General features: G+C 69.7%; 15 protein-coding genes. 8 read left to right on the top strand and 7 right to left on the bottom strand.

Annotated elements, in window-relative coordinates; translation table 11 throughout:
- Positions 1–144 precede the first annotated feature (144 nt).
- The 5 genes from A9O63_RS06395 to A9O63_RS06415 all read right to left on the bottom strand — a co-directional run bounded on the left by A9O63_RS06395 (position 145) and on the right by A9O63_RS06415 (position 6,915).
- Positions 145–1,464: a sigma-54-dependent transcriptional regulator gene (locus A9O63_RS06395; RefSeq protein WP_069331173.1), complete on the bottom strand. Its 1,320-nt coding sequence runs from the start codon at positions 1,462–1,464 to the stop codon at positions 145–147.
- Positions 1,461–3,254, bottom strand: coding sequence for an ATP-binding protein (locus A9O63_RS06400; RefSeq protein WP_069331174.1), 1,794 nt, complete (start codon positions 3,252–3,254; stop codon positions 1,461–1,463). Before A9O63_RS06400 ends, A9O63_RS06395 begins: the two co-directional genes overlap by 4 nt.
- A gap of 76 nt (positions 3,255–3,330) precedes the next feature.
- Positions 3,331–4,833, bottom strand: coding sequence for a UxaA family hydrolase (locus tag A9O63_RS06405; RefSeq protein WP_069331175.1), 1,503 nt, complete (start codon positions 4,831–4,833; stop codon positions 3,331–3,333).
- Complete coding sequence (locus A9O63_RS06410) at positions 4,830–5,930, bottom strand: mannitol dehydrogenase family protein (RefSeq protein ID WP_069331176.1); 1,101 nt, start codon at positions 5,928–5,930, stop codon at positions 4,830–4,832. The genes A9O63_RS06405 and A9O63_RS06410 overlap by 4 nt, the downstream gene beginning before the upstream one ends.
- Positions 5,923–6,915: a zinc-binding alcohol dehydrogenase family protein gene (locus tag A9O63_RS06415; protein ID WP_069331177.1), complete on the bottom strand. Its 993-nt coding sequence runs from the start codon at positions 6,913–6,915 to the stop codon at positions 5,923–5,925. The genes A9O63_RS06410 and A9O63_RS06415 overlap by 8 nt, the downstream gene beginning before the upstream one ends.
- 130 nt (positions 6,916–7,045) lie before the next feature.
- On the opposite strand from A9O63_RS06415, the gene A9O63_RS06420 reads away from it, so the two are divergent.
- From A9O63_RS06420 to A9O63_RS06445, 6 genes are all read left to right on the top strand, one after another.
- A complete protein-coding gene (locus A9O63_RS06420; RefSeq protein WP_069331178.1) occupies positions 7,046–7,948 on the top strand; it encodes a GntR family transcriptional regulator in 903 nt (300 codons plus the stop codon).
- Positions 7,949–8,060: 112 nt separating this feature from the next.
- Positions 8,061–8,762 carry a FadR/GntR family transcriptional regulator gene (locus tag A9O63_RS06425; protein ID WP_069331179.1) on the top strand — a complete coding sequence of 234 codons (702 nt, stop codon included), beginning with the start codon at positions 8,061–8,063 and terminating at the stop codon, positions 8,760–8,762.
- 23 nt (positions 8,763–8,785) lie between these two features.
- A complete protein-coding gene (locus tag A9O63_RS06430) occupies positions 8,786–9,760 on the top strand; it encodes a C4-dicarboxylate TRAP transporter substrate-binding protein (protein WP_069331180.1) in 975 nt (324 codons plus the stop codon).
- Between the two features lie 69 nt (positions 9,761–9,829).
- Positions 9,830–10,315: a TRAP transporter small permease gene (locus tag A9O63_RS06435; protein WP_002722378.1), complete on the top strand. Its 486-nt coding sequence runs from the start codon at positions 9,830–9,832 to the stop codon at positions 10,313–10,315.
- 24 nt (positions 10,316–10,339) lie between these two features.
- Entirely contained in the window at positions 10,340–11,611 is a 1,272-nt protein-coding gene (locus tag A9O63_RS06440; protein ID WP_009564547.1) for a TRAP transporter large permease, read from the top strand.
- 152 nt (positions 11,612–11,763) lie between these two features.
- Complete coding sequence (locus A9O63_RS06445) at positions 11,764–12,393, top strand: class I SAM-dependent DNA methyltransferase (RefSeq protein WP_009564549.1); 630 nt, start codon at positions 11,764–11,766, stop codon at positions 12,391–12,393.
- Between the two features lie 3 nt (positions 12,394–12,396).
- Here A9O63_RS06445 and A9O63_RS06450 read toward each other — a convergent pair whose 3' ends face one another.
- Positions 12,397–13,329, bottom strand: coding sequence for a DMT family transporter (locus A9O63_RS06450; RefSeq protein ID WP_069331181.1), 933 nt, complete (start codon positions 13,327–13,329; stop codon positions 12,397–12,399).
- Positions 13,330–13,427: 98 nt separating this feature from the next.
- Here A9O63_RS06450 and A9O63_RS06455 point away from each other — a divergent pair, with 98 nt between their 5' ends.
- Together A9O63_RS06455 and A9O63_RS06460 are read left to right on the top strand one after the other, a co-directional pair.
- The gene (locus tag A9O63_RS06455; RefSeq protein ID WP_069331182.1) at positions 13,428–15,077 is read left to right on the top strand and encodes an acyl--CoA ligase family protein; all 1,650 of its coding nucleotides are present in this window, start codon (positions 13,428–13,430) and stop codon (positions 15,075–15,077) included.
- Between the two features lie 80 nt (positions 15,078–15,157).
- The gene (locus A9O63_RS06460) at positions 15,158–16,177 is read left to right on the top strand and encodes a hypothetical protein (protein ID WP_069331183.1); all 1,020 of its coding nucleotides are present in this window, start codon (positions 15,158–15,160) and stop codon (positions 16,175–16,177) included.
- Positions 16,178–16,335: 158 nt separating this feature from the next.
- Here the strand turns inward: A9O63_RS06460 and A9O63_RS06465 are convergent.
- Positions 16,336–16,540: SPOR domain-containing protein (locus A9O63_RS06465; RefSeq protein WP_141703048.1), on the bottom strand; the 205-nt coding region annotated here is incomplete at its 5' end.

The following is a 16,540-nucleotide window of genomic DNA, read 5'->3' on the forward strand; positions in this document are numbered from 1 at the left end:
TGTGGCATTTTGCGCATGAGGGCCGAGCGCGGGCATTTTCCCCTTGTTGCGCAGACGGTTGTTGACCGTCTCCCCCTCCCCCGGCGCCCGCTTCCTGGCAATTAACCGCCAGAAGGCCTGCGTCTCTGGCGGAATTCCGCCCGCTCAGCTGGCCCGCAGCCCGTAGCGCGCGATCTTCTCGTTCAGGGTCCGGCGCGGGAGTCCAAGCCGGTCGGCGGCCAGCGCCGACGAGCCGCCGCACTCTTCCAGCGCCTCGGCGATGAGGCCCGCCTCGATCCGCGCCATCCGCTCGGGCAGCGGCAGGGTCTCAGGCTCCGCGGCGATCGCTGGCGGGCGCATCCCCAGCACGGCCCGCTCCGCGGCGGCCTTCAGCTCGCCCACATTCCCCGGCCAGCTCTCGCCGCGCAGCGCCCGCAGATCGGCCTCGCGCAGCGTGGGCACCGGACGTCCGAAACGCGCCGCGGCCTCTTCGGCGAAGCGCAGGAAAAGGAGCGGGATATCCTCGGTCCGCTCGCGCAGCGGCGGCAGATCGAGCGTGACGGGCGAAAGGCGGTAGTAGAGATCCGCCCGGAACCGGCCCGCCGCCACCTCGGCCAGCAGATCGACCCGCGTCGCCGCCATGATCCGCAGATCCACCGGGCGCAGCGCGTTCGACCCCAGCCGCTCCACCCCGCGTTCCTGCAGGGCCCGCAGCAGGCGCGACTGCAGCGAGAGCGGCATGGCCTCGATCTCGTTGAAGAAGATCGTGCCCCCGCTCGCATGTTCGAGCTTGCCGATCCGCGCGGCGGCCGTTCCGGCCAGATAGCCGCGTTCGTGCCCGAAGAGCTCGGCCTCGAACTGCGCCTCCGGCAGGCCCGCGCAATGGATCGCCACGAAGGGCCGCCGCGCCCGGCGCGAGAAATCGTGGAAGGTGCGGGCGAGCTCCTCCTTGCCCGAGCCGGTCTCGCCCCGGATCAGCAGATCCACCGCCACGTCCGACAGGTCCTGCACCATCCGACGCAGCGCGGCGATGGCGGGCGAGGCGCCCACGAGGCGGCCCTCGATCCGGGCCGAGGCGAGATCGGAGCGGCGCGACGTGCGCGCCTCGCGCCGCACCCGGCGCAAGTCGACCGCCCGGTCGAGCACCTCGACCAGATGCTCGGCGCCATAGGGCTTCTCGAGAAAGTCGTGCGCGCCCATCCGCATCGCCTCGACCGCCACCGGCACGTCGCCGTGGCCCGAGAGCAGGATCACCGGCAGGTCCGGGTCGGCCGCGCGCAGCCGCGCCAGCACCTCCTGCCCGTCGAGGCCCGGCATCCTGAGATCGGTCACCACGCAGTCGCAGCGCGCAGGCTCGATCCGGCCGAGCGCCAGCGCCGCGTCGGTGAAGGTCTCGACCTCGAAGCCCGAGGCCTCGAGCCAGTCGGCCGCGGCGGCGCACAGCCGGGGTTCGTCGTCGATGAAGGCGATGGAGCCGCGGGTCATGCGCGTCTGCGTAACGCCTCCCGGCCCGGCTCGTAAAGCGCGAGATCGACCTGCGTCAGCGTTCCGCCGCCCGGCCGCTCGGCGAAGCTCAGGGACCCCGCCATCTGCTCGAGCATGGTGCGCACGATCGAGAGGCCGAGCCCGAGACCCGTGGTCCGCGTGGTGAAGAAGGGCTCGAGGATCTTCTCGCGCAGCGCCTCGGGGATGCCGGGCCCGCGGTCGGCGATGGTGAGCCGCAGCCCCTCGGCTAGGGGTTCGAGCCGCACTTCGACCGGATCCCTGCCGCCGCCCGAGGCCGTGGCCTCGGCCGCGTTGAGGATGAGGTTGGTCGCCACCTGCTCGAGCCGCACGGCGTGTCCCCGCACCGGCGGCAGCACCTCGGCGGGCGGCAGCTCCAGCCTCACGCCGAGTTCGCGCAGCCGCGGCGCCAGCACCTCGGCCGCGGCCGCCAGCACCGTGCCCATGTCGACGGGCTCCGGCGGATCGAGCCGCTGGCGCGAGCCGAAGCTCTTCAGCGCCTTCACCATCTTCTGCATCCGCAGAAGCAGGTCGCGCCCCGAGCGGACCGAGCGCAGCGCCCGCTCGGGGTTCTCGCGGCCGAGATGCAGCTCGGCCGCGGCGAGCGTCGCCTCGAGCGCCGAGAGCGGCTGGCTCACCTCATGCACGATGGTCGAGGACATCCGCCCCAGCACCGCGAGCTTCGCCGCATGGACGAGATGTTCGTGGGTCTCGCGCAGCTCGTGCTCGGCCCGCCGCCGCTCTTCGATCTCATGGGCCAGCGCCTCGGTCCGCTCGGCCACCGCCTGTTCGAGGAGCGCGTGCTGGTTCAGCCGCTCGCGCAGCAGCTGGCGGCGCTCGTGCAGGGCCAGAAGGCCCGCCGAGGCAAGGAGCCCCGCCAGCGCCACGATCAGCCCCGAGAGCCGCGCCGTGGCGAGGGCGGGGGCTGTGGGCAGCCCCACCAGAAGACGCCAGTCGTCGGGGGCGATGGCCGCATCGGCCACCCGCAGGGCAAGTCCCGCATCGGTCGCCATCTCCGGCCCGAGCGGTTGCGCCTCGTCCACGGCCAGTCCGGCATAGCGGCGCTCGGCGTGCAGAAGCGCGCGGCTCTGCGGATCGAGCGGCGCGAGCGGGCGATAGAGCCAGCCCTGCGGACCGGCCAGAAAGACCACGCCCAGAGGATCGGCCAGCGCCACCGCCTCGCCCGCACGGACCCAGGTGGCCTGCAGCCCGGCCAGATCCACCTTCGCCACAGCCACCCCCAGCGGCCGGTCGGCGGGCCCGAGCCGCGAGGCGAGGAAATAGCCGGGCTTGCCGGTCGTCACCCCCACCGCGTAATAGCGCGCCTCACCCTCGGCCAGCGCCCGGCGGAAATAGGGGCGGAAGCCGTAGTTCTGGCCCAGAAAGCTGCCGGGCTCGTTCCAGTTGCTCGCCGCGCGCGTGGTGCCGGAGGGGTCGATCACATAGATCTCGTCCACCCCCGACAGGTCCCGCACGCGGCGCAGATAGCCGTTGGCAGCCTCCGCCGCGGCCTCGCCCTGCAAGAGCCCCGTCACCCGCGCATCCTGCCCGACGAGGCCCGGCAGATAGCGGAACCGCTCGATCTCGGAGACGACGGCATGGCGCGCGACGGTCAGCCGGTCCTGAATCTCGGTATCGAGCCGCGCAAGGCTCGCATAGCGCACCCCCTGATAGGTCGAGAGCGACAGGGCGAGCGTGGCGGCAAGCAGGAGGATCCCGGCCAGACGGCTGCCGGGGCTGCGACGGACGGGATGGGATGCGGGATGAGCCAAGGCGATCCTCCTCGCCCATCTTGCCGGCAGCCGGCCCGGCGGGGCAAGCGGCATCCGCCTGCCCCGCAGGGTCGTCTCAGAGCGTGGCGCCGATCTTCCACGGCACGAACTCGTTGTCGCCGTAGCCGAATTCCTCGGACTTCGACTTCTTGCCCGAGGCCGTGTCGAGCAGCAGGTCGTAGATCCGCTGGCCCATCTCCTCGAGGCTCACGCCCTCCTCGATCACCACGCCGCAGTCGATGTCCATGTCCTCGGGCATCCGGCGGGCGAGGTCGCTGTTCGAGGCGAGCTTGATCGAGGGCGCGGGCTTGGCGCCGAAGCAGGAGCCGCGCCCGGTGGTGAAGGCGATGAGGTTCGCGCCCGAGGCCACCTGCCCCGTCGCCGCCACCGGATCGTAGCCGGGGCTGTCCATATAGACGAAGCCCGGGATGCGGATCGGCTCGGCATAGGCGAAGGCGCCCGCAAGCGGGGAAAGCCCGCCCTTGGCCACGGCGCCGAGGCTCTTCTCGAGGATCGTGGTCAGACCGCCGCGCTTGTTGCCGGGCGACGGGTTGTTGTCGAGCGAGGCGCCGTTCTTCGCGGCATAGTCGCGCCACCAGTCGATCATGCCCTCGATCTTCCGGCCCGTCTCGGCGTCGGCACGCGCGATCAGCAGATGCTCGGCCCCGTAGATCTCGGGCGTCTCGGACAGGATCGAGGTGCCTCCGGCGGCCACCAGCATGTCCGAGGCCACGCCCAGCGCCGGGTTCGCGGTGATGCCCGAGAAGCCGTCCGAGCCGCCGCACTGCATCCCCAGCACCAGCTTCGAGACCGGCTGCTCGCTGCGCCGGTCCTCGTTGGCCGCCGCGCAGATCGGCTCCAGCAGGTCCAGCGCGCGGCGCACGGCCGAGGCCGAGCCGCCCACGTCCTGAATGTTGAAGATGCCGATGCGCTCCTCGGTCCAGTCGGTGCGCTTGTAGAGCGTGAGCTGGTTGACCTCGCAGCCCAGTCCCACGATCAGCACGCCGCCGAAGTTCGGATGGTCGCGGTAGCCCTTGAGGACGCGGACGAGCGCATCGAACCCCTCGCCCGCGCTGGCCATGCCGCAGCCCTGATCGTGGACGATGGGCGCGAAGCCGTCGATACCCGGAAAGCGCGGCAGGAGGGTGCGGTTCGCGGCGTCGGCGATGGCGTTGCAGACGGTCGAGGAGCAGTTCACCGAGGCCATGATCCCGATGTAGTTCCGCGTCCCCACCCGCCCGTCGGGGCGCAGATACCCTTCGAACGTCTGCCGCGCGGGCGCGGCGTGAAGGGTGCCCCTGGCGTCGGACCTGTCCGAATGGCTGTCCGACATGGCACAGTTGTGGCTGTGGACATGATCGCCCGGCGCGATGTCCGCCGTGGCCACGCCCATCACCTGCCCATATTTCACCACCGCCGCGCCCGCGGGCATCGCTGTCACCGCGAACTTGTGGCCGAGCGGCACGTCGGCGCCGAGCGTCACGCCCAGCGCCTCCTCGCCCGCCGAGAGCGCGCGGAGCGCGATGCCCACCGTGTCGGCAGGGCTCAGATGCATGAAGGCGGGGCGGCTGGCGGTCATTCGCGGGCTCTCTTCAGGATGGCGTGCAGGTCGGGCATGTCGGGGCCGGAGCGGCCCACCCAGTCGAGGAAGGCGCCGATGCGCCGCTCGGCCTTCTGGGGATGGTTCTGGGCGATGTCGGCGATCCGGTGATCGAGGAACGGGTTGCGGAACCGGTCGAGCGTCACTTCGAGATAGGCCCGCGCCTCGTCCCCCCGCCCCTTGTGGGCGAAGCCCGGCAGGACCTCGGTCTCGTAAAGCTCGAGCAGCGCGCGACCCTCGGGCCCGTCCATCAGCTCGCGCACCAGCGCATCGGGCGCGCCGCCGCGGCGCTTCCAGAAATCCACCAGCGACGTGTGCCCGAGGTTCAGCACATGCAGCTTCAGCCGCTCGATCTCCTCGAGATCGTCGACCAGCTGCACCGCGGGATGGGCGCAGGGCGCGGCGATCCCCGGCGCGCGCTCGATGGCCCAGAGCGCATAGGGCTCGGCCACCGCACCCGCCGGCTCCAGCGGCTCGGACACGATCCGGTCCACGAGGCTGTTGGCAAAGGGCAGGCCCGCGATCCAGTCCATCAGCGCGGCCGATGCCCGGTTGCCGGTGCCGATGGCCAGAAGCCGCTCGCGCAGGACGCGGCCGTTCTCGGGCACGAGCTCCATCGGCATGATGGTCAGCGGGCGCGCGCCGGCGGCAAAGCGCGCGGCGAGCAGATGGAAGAGCTTGGCCGGAAAGCTCATCTCCTGCGAGAAGTCCGCGTCGAAATCGGCCGGGCGCGGCTGATAGCCCGCATCGCCCGTGTTCGAGATCACGAGCTCGACCTCGGCGCAGAAGATCGCTGTCAGCGCGTCCCAGTCGGTCGCGGTCGAGAGCGTGCGCTTGACCGAGGTGACGCGGGTCTCGGTCTCGGAGGCGACCCCCTCCGTGAGGCCGCGGATCACGACCGGGAAGCCCTCGGGCGCGGCCAGCGCCCCCAGACGGGCCGCGCGGGCCGGATCGCCCGAGCTTTGCACCACGGTCACGGCACGCGGCTCGGCGGCCTCCGAGAAGAACAGGTCGGCATGGGCCTGCAGGAAGCGCGAGGTGCCGAACTGGAGAACGGGGGTGCGGATGTCAGACACGGATGATCGCCTTGATGAGGGTGCCCCGGTCCTCGGCCCAGAGCGGCAGGGTGGTGACGGCGTCCTCGAAGCTCGTGGCATGGGTCGCCAGCGCCTCGACCGGCACGCGGCCGTTGCGGATCTGCGCGATCACATGCTCGAAGTCCTTCTTCAGCGCATTGCGGCTGGCAAACAGCGTGGCCTCGCGCTTGTGGAACTCGGGATCGGCGAAGGACAGATCGCCCTTGACCACCGACAGGAGCACATAGGCGCCGCCGTGGCCGACATACTGGAGGCCCGCGTTCATCGCCCGGATGTTGCCGGTCGCGTCGAAGACGGTGTCGTAGACCTCGGCGGCCTCCTCGCCCACAAGCTCGATCCGGGCCTCGGGCAGCACCTTCTGCGCCAGCGCAAGCCGCGAGGCGGAGGTGTCGCGCAGCGTGACCGCGGCCCCCTCGATCGCCGCGAAGAGCGCGGCTCCGATGCCGATCGGGCCTGCCCCCACGACAAGCGCCGTGCTGCCCGCGCGCACCCCGCCGCGGCGCACGCCATGGGCGCCGATGGCGAGGAACTCGACCATCGCCGCCGACTGCTCGGTCAATCCCTCGGCGCCGTAGACATTGCCCTCGGGCACCACGATCTCCTCGCACATGCCCCCGTCCGTATGGACGCCGAGGACGGCGATGTTCTCGCAGCAGTTGGGCTTGCCCGCCCGGCAGGCGCGGCAGGTGCCGCAGGTGAGATAGGGATTGATGACGACGAGATCGCCCTCGGCGATACGCCCGTCGGCCGAGGCCTCCATGGCGCGGCCCGACAGCTCATGGCCCATGACGCGCGGATAGGCGAGGAAGGGCTGGTGGCCGCCGTAGATGTGATAATCGGTGCCGCAGATCCCCACTTGCAGGATCCTGACCCGGATGTGGCCCGGCTTGGCTTCGGGGCGGGGGCGGTCCTGCTGCTCGAACCGGCCGGGTTCGACGCAGACGAGGGCTTTCATCAGGCTCATGGGACACTTTCGCATGGAGGGAGGCGGTAGAACGACGCGGCGGCTTGTCCGCTGCGGGTGTTTTTTATTTAATAAGAACCGTTCGCGTCAAATCAATTCCTGCGGACGGCCCGAGGGCGAAGGGGAAGGCATGGCGCGCGACAGGAACCTGTTCAAGATGCTGGTGAATCGGCTGCTCGACCGGCTGGCCGGGCTGCCGGTGGGGGCGGAACTGGGCTCCGAGGGCGAGCTTGCCGCCGAGCTTCAGGCGAGTCGGACGACGGTGCGGGCGGTGCTGACCCATCTGGCCGAAGCGGGCCTTTTGTCCTGGGAAGGGCGGCGCAAGGTGGTGCTGCGCGCGCCCTCCCCGTCGGACCGGTTCGACGAGGGCGAGACCCGCCCGCGGCAGGAACTGGTCGAGGAACCCTTCCTCGCCTGGGTGCTGCAGGGCGACCTGCCGCCCGGCACGCTCCTCCACGAATCGGACCTCGCGCGGCGGCTGGGAGTGCCGGTCGCCACGGTGCGCGAATTCCTGATCCGGTTCGAGCCCTTCGGCCTGATCGAGAAGCAGCCGAACCGGCACTGGGTGCTGAAGGGCTTCACCCGTGCCTTCGCCGAGGAGATGTTCGCCGTCCGCGAGATGTTCGAGCGTCATGCGCTGCGCGGCCTTCTGGCCGCCGCCGCGCCCGGCGGGCCGCTAAGGGCCGAACTCGAATCGATCAGGGCCGAGCACGAGGCCCTGTCCGCCGGTCCCGAGGAGGAGCTGACCGCCTTTCCCGCGCTCGACGCCCGCTTCCATCGGCTGCTCTGCCGCGCCGCGCGCAACCGCTTCATCCTCGACTTCAGCCGGACGATCTCGATCATCGTCCACTTCCACTATCGCTGGAACAAGCGCGACGAGGCGCGCCGCAACCGTGCGGCGCTGAACGAACATCTGACGATCGTCGAGGCGGTGCTGGCAGGCGACGCGCCCCGTGCCGCGGCGGCGCTCGACGCCCATCTGGCCACCGCCTACCGCACGCTGATGACTTCGGTGACCTGGGCCGACGCCTGAGAGACCCTGCGTCATTCCGAGAAATTCGGGTTGACAGCACCGCCCCTCCTGCTCCATCGAATGTGCCGACTTTGGTCCAACCATAGGACCAAGCGCCATCGGAGGGGAGGCCATGGCAGGACAATCGGCCGTCGAGGACATCCGGGAGACCCTGCGCCGCGAGATCGTGGAGCGGATGGAAGTGGGCGATCTCCTGCCCAACGAGCGTGAGCTGGCCGAGCGGTTCGGCGTGGCCCGCAACACGGTGCGCGAGACCATGATCCATCTCGAGGCCTTCGGGCTGATCGAGAAGACCCGCCGCGGCGCCCGCGTCCGCCAGCCCGACTTCGACCCGATCTTCTCGGTCTTCGCGCAGCATTTCGATCATTCCGGCAAGACGCTGGGCGATGTGCTGAACTTCCGCCGCATCGTCGAGACCGGCGCCGCGCCGCTGGCGGTGCAGGGCACCACGCCCGAGACGCTGGCGCGCATGGCCGAGGCCAACGAGCGCATGGTGCGCTCGCTCACGGTCTCGGCCTCGGCCGTGAGCGACTACGATTTCCACATGGCCATGATCGAGGCCACCGGCAACACGGTGCTGATCCGCATGTATCGCGTGCTCTCGGTGCCGCTGAAATTCTACCTCGAGGTGGGCAAGTCCCGCTCGCTCGAGACCGAGGAATCGAACGCGCAGCACATGCGCATCATCGAGGCCCTGAGGGCGCGCGACGCAGCCGAACTGACGGCCGCGCTCAACGCCCATTTCGACCATTCCGGCGCCGTTCTCGCCTCCGCCTCCGCGCGGCTGGCGGCTCAGGCGGCTCCGGCCAGCTGATCCACACCACGGGAGGAGACCCCATGAAGCTGAAATCCCTTGCCCTTGCCGCGCTGCTCGGCGCCGCCGCCGTCCTGCCGGCCGCCGCTCAGGAAGTGGTGGTGCGCGTCGCCTACGAGAACAACCCGGGCGAACCCACCGACCTCGTGATGAACCGCTGGGCCGAACTCGTGAAGGAAGCCTCGGAGGGCAACGTGGCCCTCGAGCTCTATCCCTCGTCGCAGCTCGGCGCGAAGCAGGACGTGATCGAGCAGGGCCTGCTCGGCGTCAACGTCATCACCATCGCCGACGTGGGCTTCCTGACCGACTACGACCCGGACCTCGGCATCCTCTTCGCCCCCTACCTGACCGACAGCCCCGAGCAGCTCTTCAAGATCTACGAGAGCGACTGGTTCAAGGAGAAGGAAGCCGCGCTGCGCGAGAAGGGCGTCCATATCGTCATCTCGAACTACCTCTACGGCACCCGTCAGCTTCTGGCCAAGAAGAAGGTCGAGACGCCCGAGGATCTGGCCGGCATGAAGATCCGCGTTCCCAACAACATCATGCAGATCAAGGCGTTCGAGCTGATGGGCGCCACGCCCACCCCGATGCCGCTGGGGGATGTCTACCCGGCGCTGACCCAGGGCGTGATCGACGGCGTCGAGAACCCGCTGCCCGTCCTCTTCGGCGGCAAGTTCCACGAGCAGGCCAAGGAGCTGTCGATGATCAGCTACCTGACCAACACCTCGCTCTGGCTCGGCGGCGAGGCCTATTTCTCGACGCTCGATCCCGAAGTGGTGACCATGCTGCACGAGACCGGCTATCAGGCGGGCCTCTACAGCCAGGAGCTCGCGGCGCAGGAAGAGGCCAAGATGCTCGAGGCCATGAAGGAAGCGGGCGTCACCGTGACCGAGCCCGACGTCGAGGCCTTCCGCGAGAAGACCAAGGCCTTCTACACCATGTTCCCGGAGTGGTCCGAGGGACTTTACGAGCAGATCCAGGCGGCTCTCGCCGAGTGATGCTCGCGGCCGGCCGCGCGTCCTCCCCGCGCGGCCGGTCTGCTATTCCCCTCCGACCGGAGTTTTCCAATGCGTCTGATCTTCCTGGCCGCCTCCGCGTTCGGAGCCCTGAGCGTGGCCATTCTCGTGGTGATGACCGCCGCAGCGGTGGTCGCGCGCTACATCTTCGGCATGCCCATCGCCTGGACCGAGGAGGTCTCGGGCCTCCTGATGATCTGGATCGTGATGGTCGGTGCCATCGCCTGCGAGGCGAACCGCCAGCATCTGACCATCGACCTGATCGAAGCCGTGCTCTCGCCGCGGCTGAACCGCGCGCTCTCGGCCGTCGTGGGCCTCGTCTCGATCGGGCTTCTGATCTTCATGTCCTGGCAGGCCTGGGCGCTCGGTCAGACCACCGCCTTCAAGAAGACGCAGATCCTCGGGGTCTCGTGGTTCTGGCTCGATCTCGCCGTGGTCGTGGGGGCTGCGGGCACCGCCGTCGTGATGGCCTGGCGGCTGATCCGGCCGGATGCCGAAGCCCGCTCCGACGCCGCCGCCGACCGCCTCGAGCACTGACGCCCCTCTGTCCCGGATACGGAAATGACCTGGTTCATCGTCATCGCGCTGATGTTCGCGCTCTTTGCGCTGAACATGCGCATCTATCTCGCCATGTTCGCGGCAGTGGTCGCCTATTTCGTCTTCTTCTCGACGGTGCCGCTGCCCATCGCCGTGCAGCGCATCATCTCGCCCACGCAGAACACCTCTCTGCTGGCCATCCCCTTCTTCGTGCTGCTGGGCACGCTGCTCGGCACCACCGGGATCGCGGGGCGCCTGCTGAAACTCGCCGACCTGATGGTCGGGCGGCTCACGGGCGGGCTCGGGCATACGAACGTCATGCTCTCCACGCTGATGGGCGGGATCTCGGCCTCGAACCTCGCCGATGCGGCGATGATGTGCCGGATCCTCGTGCCCGAGATGCGCCGTCAGGGCTACAGCGCCGGCGCCGCCGCCGCCATCACCGCCTGCGGCTCGCTCATCACGCCGATCATCCCGCCGGGGATCGCGCTCATCATCTATGCGCTGGTGGCCGACGTCTCCATCGGTTCGATGTTCACCGCGGGCATCCTGCCCGGCCTCATGTGCGCGGCCCTGCTGATCTTCGCCGTCTGGCTCAACGCCCGCAGCCGGGGCCTCAAGCCCTCGCGCGACAGCTGGCCCAGCGCCCGCGAGACGCGCCAGACGATCATCGGCGCCTGGCCTGCGCTGTTCCTCGTGCTGGTGATCGTGGGCGGCATCCGCCTGTCGATCTTCACCCCCACGGAAGCGGGCGCCGTGGCCACCATCGTGACCCTCGGCATCGGCCTTTTCCTCTACCGCGAGATGAAGCTCGCCGATGTGGGCGCGGCCTTCGCCGAGACGGCGCGGCAGACCTCGGCGGTGCTTCTCGTCATCATGACGTCCTCGGCTCTCGCCTGGATCTTCTCGATGGAGCGCGCGGGCATCACGATGGCCGAGCTCATCACCAACCTCACCACCAACCCCTGGCTCTTCCTGCTCGCCGTGAACCTGATGCTCCTCGTGCTCGGCATGTTCATCGAGGGCACGGCGCTCATGATCATCCTCGTGCCGCTCCTGAAGCCGGTCGTCCAGCAGCTCGGCATCGACCCGGTGCATTTCGGGATCGTGCTGATCCTGAACCTCTCGATCGGCACGCTGACCCCGCCCGTGGGAACGGTGCTGCTCCTGGTGACGAACCTCACGGGGGCGAAGCTCGCGGACTTCATGCGCGACGGATGGCCGTTCCTGCTCGCGCTTCTGGTGGCGCTCCTGCTTGTGACCTTCGTGCCGGCCATCTCGCTGGCGCTGGTCTGACCCGCCTCGGCCCGGCCGCCCTGTGCGGCCGGGCCTGCCGGCTCCGCCGAAAGCGGCTGCCATGCCGCAGCCCTTTCCCTTTCGCCCAAGTTTCTCACGATCGATCCTGCCGCTATCATCGCCCCGTTCGGTGGCGGTGTGAGGGAGCGGGAATGGCGCAGCATCACGGGCATCTGGGGGCGGTCTATGGCGCGGCCGGACCGCAGGAGGTGGCGGCCCTCTACGACCGCTGGGCCGAGACCTACGAAAGCGAGATGGCGCGCGCCGGCTACCGCCATCCCGCCATCGGCGTGGCGCTTCTGGCGCGCCACCTGCCGCGCGGCGCCCGGCCGCTGCTCGATGCGGGCGCGGGAACCGGACTGCTTGGCGAATGGCTGGAGATCGTGGGCTATCCCGAGGTCGAGGCGCTCGACATCTCGGCCGGAATGCTCGAGGTCGCGCGCGCGAAGGGGATCTATGCCCGCTGCCACAACCTGCCCCTCGGCGCGGCCCTGCCCTTCCGCGACGGCGCCTTCGCCGGCATCATCTCGACCGGCGTCTTCACCACCGGCCATGTCGGCGCCGAAGCGCTGCCGGAGCTGCTCCGGATCTGCCGCCCGGGCGGCGTGATCGTTCTCACGGTGAAGGAGTCGCTCTGGCAGGGCGGCTTCGCGGTCGCCCTCGAGGCCGCCGTGGCCTCTGGACGCGCAGGCCTGGCCGAGATGACCGAGCCCTACGTCTCGATGCCCGGCGAGCCCGGCACCACGCCGAGCCGGGCGGTGGCGCTGCGCGTGACGCCCTGACCCTCATGCGGGCGTCGCCGTGGCGGCGGGCGGGCGGGAGCCCAGCGCAATCGCGATGCCCGCAAGGGCAATCAGCGCCATGCCGGCGGCTGCGACCGGCGACAGCCGCTCGGCCCACAGAAGCCAGCCCCAGATCGCCGAGGCGGGCAGGATGACATATTCGAAGACCGACACCCGGCTTGCCGTTGCCACCTGATAGGCGCGGATCATCATGCCCACCGCGAAGAGCGAGCCCGCGGCCTGGACGAAGGTCCAGAACCAGAAGTCCTGCGAGGGGACGACGAAGCCCCTCATCACGAAGCCGTCCGGCCCCGCCGGCACCGGCAGCGGCACGAGCGCAAGGACCGCGAGGCCGGCCGCTCCCAGCACGCCCAGGGCCACGAAGAAGCCGCCCAGAAGCGTGGCCGCGCTCTCCTGCGGGCACCAGGCCCGGGTGGCGATGTTGCCCATCCCGTAGAGCAGCCCCGCCAGCACCGGCAGACCCGCGGCAAAGCTCGCGCCCGCCATCGCCTCGGGGCCGAGCACGAGGAGGACGCCCGCAAATCCCGTCAGCACCGCCAGCCCCCGCACGGGCCCGATCCGCTCGCCATAGACGAAGCGCGAAATGACGAGGACGAAGATCGGCGCGGTGAAGAGGCCCGCGGCCACCTGCGCCACAGGCAGGAAGGCCAGCGCGCCGAAATAGATCAGCATCGCCGTGCCATGGATGGCCGAGCGCGCCGCGACGCGCCGCCAGTCGACGGGGCGCAACCGCAGCCCGAGGGCCGGAGCCACCGCGGCCAGAATCGCGAGCGCCATGACAGACCGCGTCAGATGGAACTGCCAGAGCCCCGCCTCGTCGGCGATCACCCGCACATAATTGTCCGTAAATCCGATCACCACGGCATAAAGCAGGATGAAGCCCGCAGCAGCCCGCGTCCGGTCCTGAGAAATCATCCGCCCCCTCCTCGTTCGGCCCTTCCCTAAATGCCTATCCCACGCCATTCTGCGCGCCGGAAAACGACATATCCGGAACAACGAGGGGAGGCGTTGCAATGGGTTGGCTGGCGGACGAGCGCGGGCTGGAAAAATGCGCGGCGAATTACGCGGCGCTCACACCCCTGTCGCACCTCAGGCGCGCGGCGGAAGTTCATACCGACCGCACCGCTCTCGTGCATGGCTCGATCCGCCTGACCTACGGCGAATATCACGCCCGCGTCAGCCGCCTCGCCTCGGCGCTGGCCGGCATGGGCATCCAGCCGGGCGATGTGGTGGCGACGCTCCTGCCCAATATCGCCGCCCATGCCGAGGCCCATTTCGGCGTGCCCGCCTGCGGTGCGATCCTGAACGCGATCAACACGCGCCTCGATCTCGATACCGTGTCCTATATCCTCGAGCATGGCGGGGCGAAGCTCCTGCTCTGCGACACGGCCTTCCTGAAGCTCGCGAAGGATGCCTGCGCCCGGCTGGAAGGAAAGGCGCCGATCCTCGTCGAGGTCTGCGACCGCGAGGCGGGCTTTTCTCCTTCGGGCGAGGTGCTCGAATATGAGGAGCTCATGGCCCGCGGCAACCCCTGGGCGCCCTGGGTGATGCCCGAGGACGAGTGGGAGAGCATCGCGCTCAACTATACCTCCGGCACGACGGGGCGGCCGAAGGGCGTGGTCTATCACCACCGCGGCGCCTATCTCTCGACCTACGGCAATGCCATCGCCTGGCGGATGCAGCTTTATCCGGTCTACCTGACCATCGTGCCGCTCTTTCACTGCAACGGCTGGTGCCACACCTGGATGGTTCCGATGCTGGGCGGCACGGTCGTCTGCTGTCGCGACATCACCGCGAAGGCGATCTATGCGGCCATCGCCGACGAGGGCGTGACCCATTTCGGCGGCGCGCCCATCGTGCTCAACACGCTCATCAATGCAGCCCCCGAGGACCGGCGCAGCTTCGATCAGGTGGTGGAGGTCTTCACCGCGGGCGCCCCGCCCCCGGCCGCGACGCTGGCGGCCATCGAACCGCTCGGCTTCAACGTGACCCAGGTCTACGGGCTGACCGAAGTCTATGGCCCGGCCACCGAATGTATCTGGAAGCCGGAGTGGGACGAGACGGCGGGCGAGGAGCGCGCGGCCCTGAAGGCCCGCACCGGCGTCGCCATGGCGACCCTCGAAGGGGCCGAGGTGCACGATACCCACGGCCAGCCGATCCCGCGCGACACGGTCCATCTGGGCGAGATCGCGATGCGCGGCAACATGGTGATGAAGGGCTATTACAAGAATCCCGAAGCCACCTCCGAAGCCTTCAGGGACGGCTGGTTCCGCTCGGGCGACATCGCCTTCCAGCATCCCGACGGCTATATCAAGATCACCGACCGCGCCAAGGACATCATCATCTCGGGCGGCGAGAACGTCTCGTCGGTCGAGGTGGAAGGCGTGATCGCCCATCATCCGGCGGTCAGCCTCTGCGCCGTGGTGGCCAAGCCCGACGAGCGCTGGGGCGAGGTGCCCTGCGCCTTCGTCGAGCTGAAGCGGGGCCGGGAAGCCACCGAGGAGGAGATCATCGCCTTCGCCCGCGAGCGTCTGGCAGGCTTCAAGACGCCCAAGCAGGTCATCTTCTGCGAATTGCCCAAGACCTCGACCGGCAAGATCCAGAAGTTCGAACTGCGCGCCGTGGCCAAGCTCGCCGTGACGGAGACGGAAGACGCCCGTTGAGGGGCGGCGGTGATTGTGACTGGCGGTGAGGCAGGCTATCGTCGCGCGGCAGGAACTCAGGGCCGGGGCCGAACGCGCGCATGACGGCGCTGAAGAAATACCAGAAACTCGAATGCACGGGCCTGTGGCGCAGCGCGCCCGACGCGCAGCGGCGCGAGGTGGTCGTGAATTTCGGCGAGGCGTCGCTCACGATGTCCGACCCGGCGACCGAGCTCGCGCTGTCGCACTGGTCGCTGCCGGCCGTCGAGCGGCTGAACCCGGGCGAGCAGCCTGCCCTCTACGCGCCGGGCGAGGATTCCGACGAGACCCTCGAGATCGAGGACGGCGACATGATCGCGGCCCTCGGGACGGTGCGAGAGGCCCTCGGCTCGACACGCCCGCGGCCGGGACGGTTGAGAGGATCGGTTCTCGGCGGCCTCGCGGCGGTTCTGCTGGGTCTGGGCATCTTCTGGCTGCCGGGCGCCCTGGTCGACCATACGGCCGCCGTGGTGCCTCCCGCGACGCGCGCCGAGATCGGCCGGCTGGTGCTGGCGGACATGATCCGCGTCACGGGCAAGCCCTGCGCGGCCCCCTTGGGCCGGCGCGCGGCCGAGCGGCTCGCGCGCCGGATCTTCGGCAACGAGCGGATGACGATCCTCGTGGTGCGCGAAGGGGTGCGGCGGCCGGTCCATGTGCCGAACCGGCAGATCATCTTCCCGCGCGCGATGGTCGAAGCGGCGGACGGGCCGGAGGTGCTCGCGGGCTATGCTCTGGCCGAGCAGCTCCGGGCGAGCCTGCAGGATCCGCTGATCCCGGTCCTCGACCATGCGGGGCTCGCCGCAACCTTCCGGCTGCTGGCCACCGGCGAGTTGCCGTCCGACTCCGTGGACGGCTATGCCGCGGAGCTTCTGCAAGGGACGCCGGCGCCGCTCGCTGACGAGCTGCTCGCAGCCCGGTTCGGCGAGGCGGGCGTGTCGGCCACGCCCTATGCCTTTGCCGTCGATCCGACGGGCGAGTCGATGCTGGGTCTGGTCGAGGCCGACGAGCTCGGCGCGTCGGAAGACAAGCCCGTGCTGACGGACGAGGATTGGGTCAGCCTGCAGGGCATCTGCACCGACTGAGCGCCCGCCATTCACGAAGCGCGGACGACCGGGCTTGCGGAGAGGCCGAAGGGCTGCGTCTGATCTGCCTTCCGACCAGCCGAGACCCCAACAAAAACGCCCCTCCGCCGAGCGGAGGGGCGAGGTTTATGACTGCCCGGGTTTCGTTCGCCTTGTCTCTAGCGGAGGAATGCGTCGCGAAAGCCCGTCCCGCGCAGGCGGCGCAGCGCGGCACGGGCAGAGGCTTCTTCGGTGAAAGGTCCGGCGAGGACGATCTCGAGCGCCCCGCCCTCGGCCACCGCGGCAGGCAGGCCCAGAGCCGCGAGCCGCTGGCGCACGCTGCGCGCATTGGCGGGGTCGAGGAAGGCGCCCACCTGCACATAG

The organism is Cereibacter johrii (genome assembly GCF_001720585.1).
Taxonomy (GTDB): domain Bacteria; phylum Pseudomonadota; class Alphaproteobacteria; order Rhodobacterales; family Rhodobacteraceae; genus Cereibacter_A; species Cereibacter_A johrii.

Excerpts from the sequence above, each read along its gene's own strand:
- A9O63_RS06445 (WP_009564549.1), top strand. The coding sequence starts at position 11,764 with ATGGCGCAGCATCACGGGCATCTGGGGGCGGTCTATGGCGCGGCCGGA.
- A9O63_RS06455 (WP_069331182.1), top strand. The coding sequence starts at position 13,428 with ATGGGTTGGCTGGCGGACGAGCGCGGGCTGGAAAAATGCGCGGCGAAT.
- A9O63_RS06420 (WP_069331178.1), top strand. The coding sequence starts at position 7,046 with ATGGCGCGCGACAGGAACCTGTTCAAGATGCTGGTGAATCGGCTGCTC.
- A9O63_RS06460 (WP_069331183.1), top strand. The coding sequence starts at position 15,158 with ATGACGGCGCTGAAGAAATACCAGAAACTCGAATGCACGGGCCTGTGG.
- A9O63_RS06435 (WP_002722378.1), top strand. The coding sequence starts at position 9,830 with ATGCGTCTGATCTTCCTGGCCGCCTCCGCGTTCGGAGCCCTGAGCGTG.
- A9O63_RS06395 (WP_069331173.1), bottom strand. The coding sequence starts at position 1,464 with ATGACCCGCGGCTCCATCGCCTTCATCGACGACGAACCCCGGCTGTGC.
- A9O63_RS06450 (WP_069331181.1), bottom strand. The coding sequence starts at position 13,329 with ATGATTTCTCAGGACCGGACGCGGGCTGCTGCGGGCTTCATCCTGCTT.
- A9O63_RS06415 (WP_069331177.1), bottom strand. The coding sequence starts at position 6,915 with ATGAGCCTGATGAAAGCCCTCGTCTGCGTCGAACCCGGCCGGTTCGAG.
- A9O63_RS06405 (WP_069331175.1), bottom strand. The coding sequence starts at position 4,833 with ATGACCGCCAGCCGCCCCGCCTTCATGCATCTGAGCCCTGCCGACACG.
- A9O63_RS06425 (WP_069331179.1), top strand. The coding sequence starts at position 8,061 with ATGGCAGGACAATCGGCCGTCGAGGACATCCGGGAGACCCTGCGCCGC.
- A9O63_RS06430 (WP_069331180.1), top strand. The coding sequence starts at position 8,786 with ATGAAGCTGAAATCCCTTGCCCTTGCCGCGCTGCTCGGCGCCGCCGCC.
- A9O63_RS06440 (WP_009564547.1), top strand. The coding sequence starts at position 10,340 with ATGACCTGGTTCATCGTCATCGCGCTGATGTTCGCGCTCTTTGCGCTG.